Genomic DNA, 5587 nt, shown 5'->3' with positions numbered 1-5587 from the left:
GTCGCGCCACAGCAGGCGTTCGGCGGCAGCGGCGAAACGCCCGAAGGCGGCCACGGGATGACCGCGCGAGGGATCGCCCAGGGCGAGGTCGCACAGGAACCCGAGCACGGCACCGCCGGCCGGCCCGGGGACGGGGTGTTCGGCAGGCATCGGTCAGACCGCCGTCACGCCTCGCCGGAAGATCTCGGGCACACGGCGGGGCGTGTGCGTCAGGGGTGCACAGGGGAAGAGCGGTCGGCGGCAGCCGGGCATCGCAGTGTCCTCACTCAGGGTCCGCGCCCTGGCTCGACGTGACCGGCGGTGAGAGTCTCCTGGCTCCCGGATCCGCGCCCGCCCCCGGCCTTCCAGCCCGCGTGCGGGCCGTGACGTCTCGGTGGGGGTGCGCTCCCCGGTGACAGTGGCGGGACCGCGCCGGATTCGCACCGGCTTCCTCTCCTGCCGCCGTTTGGCCCCGGCAGTCCACCACGCCCGGCGACCCCCGTCAACTTCCCCTTGACCTGCGACGGAGGAGTGTGCGCGGGCGCACACCGGGGGCGCGCCCGGAGCCCGTACGGGCGGCGGGCACGCGAAGGCCCCGGGGGCGGGCGGCGTTGCGACGCCGCCCCTCCCGGGGCCGGTGACCGAGGCGCTAGGCGACGATCAGGTAGATGCCGTACGCCACGGCGGCCGCGCACAGCGCGAAGCAGGCGTAGGCGCCCGCACGGGCCGCCGGCGCCGGAGCGGCGCCCGGCGCCGTGGACCCGGAGTCGGGCTGCGGCTTGCGGGAGGTGCCCACGATGCCGACCGTGAACAGGCCGACGATGGCGACGGTCACCACGAGGCTGACGCCGAAGACCTGGCCGAGTGCTGCCCAGTCGATGTCCATGCGGTGCTTCCTTTTCCTGTCCCGGCCTGTACCTAGACCGCGGCTGCCTTGTCGGCGGGCTTGTTGGCGGGCTTGTCGGCGGGCTTGTCGGCGGGCTTGTCGGCGGGCTCGGAGGTGCCGGCCGGCTCGGACCGGTCGGTCGCCTGCCCGGAGACCTGCGCGGCGGCGGGGCCGGCGGGCGGCGGGGAGACGGCCTGCACGGCGGCGGTGACGACCCCCGCCGGCTCGTCCTGGAGCCCCTCGGACCCGGAGGTCCGCTGGGCCGGGATGTCCGGCGTGTTGACGTTGGTGTGGTCGACCGGCTGCCGCCGCGACTTCTTCCAGATGGCGAAACCGGCGGCGAGAGCCAGCACCGCGACGGCGGTGACGCCCCAGTCGCCCTGTCCGGCCAGCAGGGCCGCCGCACCGGCGACCAGGCCCGCGGCGGGCAGGGTCAGGCCCCAGGCGATGAACATCCGGGTCGCCGTCGACCAGCGCACGACACCGCCCTTGCGGCCGAGCCCGGAGCCCATGATCGCGCCCGAGCAGACCTGGGTGGTGGAGAGGCCGAAGCCGAGGTGCGAGGAGGCCAGGATGACGGTCGCGGCACCGGTCTGGGCGGAGAAGCCCTGCGGCGGCTGGATGTCGGTGAGGCCCTTGCCCATGGTGCGGATGATGCGCCAGCCGCCGAGGTACGTGCCGAGCGCGATGGCGACACCGGCCGAGGTGATGACCCAGAACGGCGGGCCCGCGTCGGGGTCGAGCACGCCACCGGTGATCAGCGCGAGCGTCATCACACCCATGGTCTTCTGCGCGTCGTTCGTGCCGTGCGCGAGGGAGACCAGGGCGGCCGAGGCGATCTGCCCGGCACGGTAGCCCTTCGCGGTGTCCCGCTCGTCGCGCTTCTCGGTGAGCCGGTAGGTGAGCCGGGTCGCGGCCATCGCCGCGAGACCGGCGACCAGCGGGGCGGCGACGGCAGGGATGAGGACCTTCATCATCACCACGTCGACGTGGACCGCGCTGCTGCCGGCCGAGAACAGGGTGGCGCCGATCAGTCCGCCGTAGAGGGCGTGCGAGGAGCTGGAGGGCAGGCCCACCAGCCAGGTCAGCAGGTTCCAGACGATCGCGCCGACCAGCCCGGCGAAGATCACTTCGGGTTGGATGCCGCTCTCGTCGACGATGCCGCCGGAGATGGTCTTGGCGACCTCCACGGAGAGGAAGGCGCCGACGAGATTGAGGACCGCCGACATCGCCACCGCTGTCTTGGGCCGGAGTGCCCCGGTGGAGATGGTGGTGGCCATGGCGTTGGCGGTGTCGTGGAAGCCGTTCGTGAAGTCGAACACCAAGGCCGTGATGATCACGATCCCGATGAGAAGCGTGATGTGTTCCATTCACCCAGGCAATCGTTCGGGGGCCAGAGACATTCGTGACGCTAAAGAGGGTCGGTGAACGGAAGGTGAACTGAAGGGGGCATCCGAGTGCTATTGCCGGACCGGAGTTCTGCGCGCCCCCGGGCGATGTGAGCGGGCATATGCGGACAGTCACGGGCAAAGTGTGAGGTCTTCTTCAAGCAGCGATTGAACACGATCGGGCGTTCCGGCAAACAGCTGTGCTGCCGGGCGAGTTGGCGGACGGTGAACGGGAGGAGCGCCGGGGGGCCGGGGGAACCCCGGGGCGGGCCGTCTGCCAGCATCGGCCGCGGAGGTGAGGCGGATGACACAGCGGCACGCCCACACGGACGGCCCCCCGGAAGGACACCGGGACGGATCCACGGAGGGGCACCGGGGCGGACCGGGCGCGTCCCGGCCCTCGTACGGATCCCCCGCGGACGCCCCGTACGACGCTCCGGACGGCTCCCCGGAGGACCTCTCCCGCGTCTCCCCGGACGACTCCCTGTACCGGGACGCCTGGCGCGAGCTGGTGGCCACGGCCCGGCGCACCGCCCGGGACGGGCTCGTCGTCGGCACCTCGGGCAATGTCTCGCTGCGGGTCGGGGACACCGTACTCGTCACCCCCAGCGGTGTGCCGTACGACCGCCTCGGCCCCGCCGACGCCGTCGCGGTCGACCTCGCCGGACGGCAGGTGACGGGCACCCTGAAGCCGACCAGCGAGCTGCCGCTGCACCTCGCCGTTCACCGGGAGGGCCGGAGCGGCACCGAGGCCGTCGTGCACACCCACGCCGTGCACGCCACGGCCGTGTCCACCCTGGTGACCGAGCTACCGCTCGTGCACTACACGGCCGCCGCGCTCGGCGGCCCCGTGCGCGTCGCGCCGTACGCGCTCTACGGCAGCGACGAACTGGCCCGGCACACCCTGGACGCCCTGCGCGACCGCACCGGCTGCCTGCTGCGCAACCACGGCACCGTCACCTGTGGCGCGACTCTCGACCAGGCGTACGACCGCACCGCGCAGCTGGAGTGGATGTGCCGCGTCTGGCTGGCGGCCCGCTCGGTGCCCGGCCTGGAACCCTCCCTGATCTCCGCCGGACAGCTGCGGGAGGTCTCCGAGAAGCTCGCCGGCTACGGCCCGCAGGGCTGAGCGGCGGCGGCCGCCGCGTCACTCCGCGGGCGTCCCGTACTGGCAGCGGCCCCCCGGCCGCAGCACACTGGGACGGATGCGACCTCGTACAGCGGCGGCCGTCGCCGCGACCACCGTGCTCGGCGCCGCCGCGGCCGCGGTGGCCGCCGGACGCCACGCCTGCGACAACGCCCTCAAGCCGTCCCGGCCGCTGCCGAGCGACCCGCGGCTCACCGTCCACGCCACCACCGCCGACGAAGTGGCCCTGACCCGCGCCCTGGCCTCGCAGCGGCCCGGCACCTACGGGCTCACCGGCCGCGACACGCACGCCGTCGTCGGCCCCGTGCTCGGCGGAGCATCGCATTCCGCCGACACCGTGGTGCGCCGGCTGGTCCGGGTGCAGCGCGGCCACCTGAGGCCCGGCTCCCGGATGCGGCTCACCCCGCAGGTCTACGTCGGCGACCCCGGCGAGGCGCACGGCCTGGACCACGAGGACGTGGAGGTGCCCGGCGAGCTGGGGACGCTGCCCGGCTGGCTGGTGCCCGGCGGCCGCGACACCTGGGTCGTCACCGCCCACGGCCTCGGCACGACCCGCGAGCACCCCATGGTGGTCATGCCCTTCCTGCACGACCGGCAGTTCCCGGTGCTCGACATCGCCTACCGGGGTGACCCGGGCGCGCCCCGGTCCCCCGACGGCGTCGGCCATCTCGGCGACACGGAGTGGCGCGACCTGGACGCGGCCCTGCGGTTCGCGGTCCGGAGCGGCGCGCGCCGCGTCGTGCTGTACGGCTGGTCGACCGGGGCCACGATGGCGCTGCGCACCGCGGCGGACTCCGCGCTGCGGCACCGGATCAGCGGACTGGTCCTGGACTCGCCGGTGCTGGACTGGCGGACGACGGTCCGCGCCCTCGCGGCCGCGCACCGCACACCGGGCCCGCTGCTGCCGCTGGCGGTGCGGGCGGCCCAGGGCAGGGCCGGGCTGGGAGACGCCGGCCGGGGCGGGCCGGGGCACGGCGGCCGGGCCCGTCCCGGGAACGGCGGCGGGGCCGGAGCGGGGGAGCGGGCCGCACTGGGGTCCGGCAGCCGGTCCGGGGCCTGGGATCCCGCGGGGCTCTCCGTTCCGACGCTGATCGTCCACGGCCCCGACGACCGGCTCGCCCCCTGGGACATCTCCTCCCGCCTCGCCGAGGCGCGCCCCGACCTGGTCAGCCTGCACGTGGTCCGGCACGCCCCGCACGCCGCGATGTGGAACGCCGACCCCGAGGGCTACGAGGAGGCGCTGCGCCGCTTCCTGACCCCGCTGATGTGAGCCGTGGCCGGTCCGCCGCCCACCCGGCCGGAGGAGGCGTCGCGGCGGCAGGGCCGGGCGGGGGAATGCCTGAACGGTCCCCGAGTTGGGATTTCCGGGGGTCAGCCGCGAGACTGCTCCCGTGACGTCCCGTACCCCGCGCGACTCCCGGCTTCATCTCGTACCCCGACGGCCGATCGCCGCTGCCCGCGAGGCGGTGACGACGCGTCGCAAACGGAAGGGCCCCCCGGCCTGGGGCGCCTCCGCCCCCACACCGCCGGCCGGCACCCCCGCCCCGTCGGAACTGGCCCGGCACGCCCGGGAGAGGCTGAGCGGCGCGGTACGGATCGCCCGCTGGGCCGACGCCGAACGCACCCGCGACGGCGGTGGCCGCCCCGCTCCGGGCGGTACGGGGGCGCTGTCCGGGGAGGCGGCCGAACGGGCCGCGGAGGCGCTGGGGCTGACGGCGCACCAGGCCAGGGCGGACTGGGACCGGGCCCGGCTGGCCGGTCTCGTCGAGCTGCACGGCGGCGTGGCCCGCCCCGGCTGGCGGCTCCAGGCCTGGGACCGCGACGACACCGCGGCGCTGCGCGGCTGGGTGGCGCTGCTCGACGCCTGGTCGATCGCCCACCCGGCACCGTCGGCCTTCGCCCCCACCGTGGTGGCCGAGGTCGTGGAGGCCGTACCGCAACTGCTGTCGCTGCTCCAGCTGTCGGCCGGGCCCATGCCGGTGTCCGCGCTCCGGGACCTCCTGGAACAGCGGGTCGCCGAGCTGCGCACGGAGCGCTGCGAGGTGCCCTACGGCGGTACGGGCACCCCGGCCGCACCCGGCCGCCCGGAACCGGGTGCCCCCGGCCCGGCGACGCCCGCACCGGGGGCCGCCGGACCAGCGGCACCGGAGGGCCCCGGTCCGGAAGTGCCCGCAGCGGCGGCGCCCC

General features: G+C 75.4%; 4 protein-coding genes, 1 pseudogene and 1 riboswitch. Of the genes and pseudogenes, 3 read left to right on the top strand and 2 right to left on the bottom strand.

Translation table 11 applies throughout. From position 1 onward, the window contains the following. Window positions 1-305: 305 nt before the first annotated feature. Window positions 306-432, bottom strand: a riboswitch (cobalamin riboswitch). A 196-nt stretch (window positions 433-628) separates the two neighbouring features. Further along, window positions 629-865 (bottom strand): hypothetical protein, encoded by a 237-nt coding sequence (locus GCU69_RS03210; RefSeq protein WP_098751265.1) that lies wholly within the window; start codon window positions 863-865, stop codon window positions 629-631. A 32-nt stretch (window positions 866-897) separates the two neighbouring features. Next, window positions 898-2235 carry an inorganic phosphate transporter gene (locus GCU69_RS03205; RefSeq protein WP_156205077.1) on the bottom strand — a complete coding sequence of 446 codons (1338 nt, stop codon included), beginning with the start codon at window positions 2233-2235 and terminating at the stop codon, window positions 898-900. A 322-nt stretch (window positions 2236-2557) separates the two neighbouring features. Here GCU69_RS03205 and GCU69_RS03200 point away from each other — a divergent pair, with 322 nt between their 5' ends. From GCU69_RS03200 to GCU69_RS03190, 3 genes and pseudogenes are all read left to right on the top strand, one after another. After that, the gene (locus GCU69_RS03200) at window positions 2558-3382 is read left to right on the top strand and encodes a class II aldolase/adducin family protein (protein WP_098751263.1); all 825 of its coding nucleotides are present in this window, start codon (window positions 2558-2560) and stop codon (window positions 3380-3382) included. Between the two features lie 76 nt (window positions 3383-3458). Further along, window positions 3459-4670, top strand: coding sequence for an alpha/beta hydrolase (locus GCU69_RS03195; protein WP_156205076.1), 1212 nt, complete (start codon window positions 3459-3461; stop codon window positions 4668-4670). A 121-nt stretch (window positions 4671-4791) separates the two neighbouring features. After that, a pseudogene (locus tag GCU69_RS03190) lies at window positions 4792-5587 on the top strand (hypothetical protein); the annotation flags it as partial.

This window comes from Streptomyces lycii, from assembly GCF_009735685.1.
Classification (GTDB): domain Bacteria; phylum Actinomycetota; class Actinomycetes; order Streptomycetales; family Streptomycetaceae; genus Streptomyces; species Streptomyces lycii.
The sequence above is the reverse complement of the archived record's forward strand: the minus strand, read 5'-3'. Positions and strand labels throughout refer to the sequence as shown.

Coding starts and splice junctions, on each gene's coding strand:
- GCU69_RS03210 (WP_098751265.1), bottom strand. CDS start 865: ATGGACATCGACTGGGCAGCACTCGGCCAGGTCTTCGGCGTCAGCCTC.
- GCU69_RS03205 (WP_156205077.1), bottom strand. CDS start 2,235: ATGGAACACATCACGCTTCTCATCGGGATCGTGATCATCACGGCCTTG.
- GCU69_RS03200 (WP_098751263.1), top strand. CDS start 2,558: ATGACACAGCGGCACGCCCACACGGACGGCCCCCCGGAAGGACACCGG.
- GCU69_RS03195 (WP_156205076.1), top strand. CDS start 3,459: ATGCGACCTCGTACAGCGGCGGCCGTCGCCGCGACCACCGTGCTCGGC.